The 1260-nt window shown below is 62.9% G+C and carries 1 protein-coding gene; it reads right to left on the bottom strand.

The window, feature by feature from the left end:
• Positions 1-1153: IS30 family transposase (locus AC5Y5E_RS30340; RefSeq protein WP_499907715.1), on the bottom strand; the 1153-nt coding region annotated here is incomplete at its 3' end.
• Positions 1154-1260: the final 107 nt, after the last annotated feature.

Raw genomic sequence — 1260 nt, forward strand, 5'->3', positions numbered from 1 at the left:
GGTCTGAGAGTAGTTCGTCGAGGGCTTCGGTGGGTTTCTTCCATCCCAGTGTCTTGCGGGGTCGGGTGTTGAGTTGCATGGCGACGTAGTCGAGGTAGTCGGCTGGGAAGACCGATAGGTCTGTGCCTTTAGCAAAGTATTGGCGCAGCAGCCCGTTGGTGTTTTCGTTGGTGCCGCGCTGCCAGGGTGAGTGCGGATCACAGAAGTAGATGTCCAGCTCGGTGGCCGCGGCGATGGCGGCGTGGTTGGCCATCTCGACGCCCTGATCCCAAGTGAGGGTCTTGCGCAGAATCGCCGGCAGCTCAGCCATTTTCGCCACGATCGCCTCCTGCACCGCCAATGCCCCATGATCGTTGGGTAGGTGCAGCAGCAGCACGAACCGGGTAGCCCGTTCGACCAGGGTGCCGATCGCCGACTTACCTTCGGCACCCACAATCAGGTCGCCCTCCCAATGTCCGGGCACGGCGCGGTCCTCGACCTCTGGTGGGCGTTCGCTGATGTTGACCATGTCGCGGATGCGGGGCCGGCGTGCATCGGCACGTCGTTGCGGTTTGCGCAAAGCCCGCCCGGTGCGCAGGCATTGATGCAGTTCACGGCGTAGATTGCCTCTACCCTGCACGTAGATCGACTGGTAGATGGTCTCGTGGGACACCCGCATCTCCGCATCGTCGGGGAAATCCATACACAACCGCGTGGCGATTTGCTCGGGACTGTGCTTGTCCAGTAACCGAGCCTGCACCTCATCATGCAACTTCTCATTGACGGCCAACTTGCCCGGTTGCGGCCGGCGCGCTCGCTCCTGGGCGCGTGCCTGCGCCCCCGCGGCGTTATAGCGCGGCTTGGCGTCGCGGCCGCCTTTCCTTGGCGCGCCGAACCGGTAGCGTTCCCTATATCGCCCATAGCAGAACGCATTTCGCCCAATCTCGCGCATGATCGTCGACGGCGCCCGATCCAGCTCATCGGCGATCTTGCGGATAGACTTGCCCATCTTGACGCCCACATCGATGATCACACGCTCGCCCAGGGTCAACCGCGGCCGCTTACGCGGTCCGTCGTCAGGAAATTTCGGTCTCACCCCGCCAGCATCAGCAAACCAGTGGCGCCCGCTGTGGACCGACACGCCGACGGCCGCGCCGGCATCAGCGGGCGACATCCCGTCGCGGATGTGATCCCAGAACTGACGGACAACCCAGGGATAGGCCTTCAGATACACAACAACCTCCAGTTAGGCGGCTGTTGCAATCACCCCTAGAACCCAAG

The sequence above is a fragment of the Mycobacterium sp. NGS54 genome (assembly GCF_059812465.1).